Source organism: Kineococcus glutinatus (genome assembly GCF_039542765.1).
GTDB lineage: Bacteria > Actinomycetota > Actinomycetes > Actinomycetales > Kineococcaceae > Kineococcus_A > Kineococcus_A glutinatus.
This window is the reverse complement of record NZ_BAABIL010000852.1, coordinates 1-1,534: the sequence shown is the minus strand read 5'-3', so window position 1 is coordinate 1,534 and position 1,534 is coordinate 1. Positions and strand designations below refer to the sequence as shown.

The window sequence follows — 1,534 nt, the reverse complement described above, 5'->3', positions numbered from 1 at the left end:
GTCGTGGGCGCCCGTGGTGACGCCCACGGCCACGGCGCCGGCGACCGGCTCGGCCGCGACGTCGCCGGGGTGGTTGCCCACGTAGCCGGTGGCGCCGGCGGCGGCGAGGAAGGGGCCCTTGGCGTCGCCGAAGAGGTCGCCGGCCACGTCCCGGGGGTCGAGGCCGGCGTCGAGGCCGGCGGCGGCGAGCACGCGGTGCACGTTCGGGGTGTGCTTGGCGCTGACGACGACGCCGCGCCCGCCGTGGGCCGCGGGGGCGGCCAGCGCCCGCGCCGCGCCGGGGAAGGCGCGCACGGAGGCGACGCCGAGGGCGGGGTAGAGCTCCTTGTAGCGGGCGGCGGCCGCTGCCACGACGTCCGGCGGGGTGCCGGGTGCGACGCCGGCGACGATCATCTCCAGCGGCAGCCCCGCGAAGGGGTCCACGGCGGCGGGGGGGACGTCCACGCCGAACTCGCCGAGGGCGGCGCGCAGGGTGGCGCCGATCCCCTCGGAGGAGTCCACCAGCGTCATGTCGAGGTCGAAGCCGACGACGGGGACGGTCGGGGGGGCCGTCGGTGGGGTGGGGCGGGCGGCGGGTGGGGCGGCGTCCGGCTGGAGCACGCGCCCAGGGTATGCGGGGGGTGGCTGCGGGCGGGCGGGACGGGGGGTCGATCATGGCGGTGCCGCGCCTTGCGGAGGGCTCAGCCCTGCGGGAGGGTGCGCGGTGCACCCGGCGCCCGCGACGTCCCGCCGCGGCACCGGACGGCCAGCCGGGCGCCTCGCACGAGCGTCCGGACCAGACGACCGGAAGAGGAGAGCAGTGGCCGACTACACGCTGCCGGACCTGCCGTACGACTACTCCGCGCTGGCGCCCCACATCTCGGGCCAGATCATGGAGCTGCACCACGACAAGCACCACCAGGCGTACGTCACCGGCGCCAACACGGCGCTGGAGAAGCTCGCCGCGGCGCGCGACTCCGGTGACCTCGCCGCCGTGAACCTCCACGAGAAGAACCTGGCCTTCAACCTGGGCGGGCACGTCAACCACTCGGCGTTCTGGGCGAACCTGTCCCCGGACGGCGGCGACAAGCCGACCGGTGAGCTCGCCGCGGCGATCGACGAGGGCTTCGGCTCGTTCGAGAAGTTCCAGGCGCACTTCGCGGCCGTGGCCGCGGGCGTGCAGGGTTCCGGCTGGTCGATCCTGGCGTGGGACTCGGTCGGGCAGCGGCTGATCATCGTGCAGCTCTACGACCAGCAGTCCAACATCGCCCTCGGTCTCGTGCCGATCGTGCTGCTGGACCTGTGGGAGCACGCCTACTACCTCGACTACAAGAACGTGCGCGCCGACTACGTCAAGGCGTGGTGGAACGTCGTGAACTGGGCCGACGCGCAGCAGCGCTTCGAGCGCGCGCGCACCCAGACCGCCGGGCTCATCGTCCCGGCCTGAGCCGCACCGCCCACGAGGGGCGCCGCCGGTCCTCCGGCGGCGCCCCTCGTGCGTGCGGCCGCCGCCGCTGCGGCGGGGGGCGCGGTCGTGCTGCGGGCGGCGCGGTCG

The 1,534-nt window shown here is 75.8% G+C and carries 2 protein-coding genes; one reads left to right on the top strand and one right to left on the bottom strand.

Annotation, left to right across the window (positions count from 1 at the left end):
• The coding region (locus ABEB16_RS22025) for an HAD family hydrolase (RefSeq protein ID WP_345714303.1) at positions 1 to 600 on the bottom strand (600 nt) is incomplete at its 3' end.
• A gap of 199 nt (positions 601 to 799) precedes the next feature.
• Here ABEB16_RS22025 and ABEB16_RS22020 point away from each other — a divergent pair.
• Positions 800 to 1,426 carry a superoxide dismutase gene (locus ABEB16_RS22020; protein ID WP_345714302.1) on the top strand — a complete coding sequence of 209 codons (627 nt, stop codon included), beginning with the start codon at positions 800 to 802 and terminating at the stop codon, positions 1,424 to 1,426.
• Positions 1,427 to 1,534 lie beyond the last annotated feature (108 nt).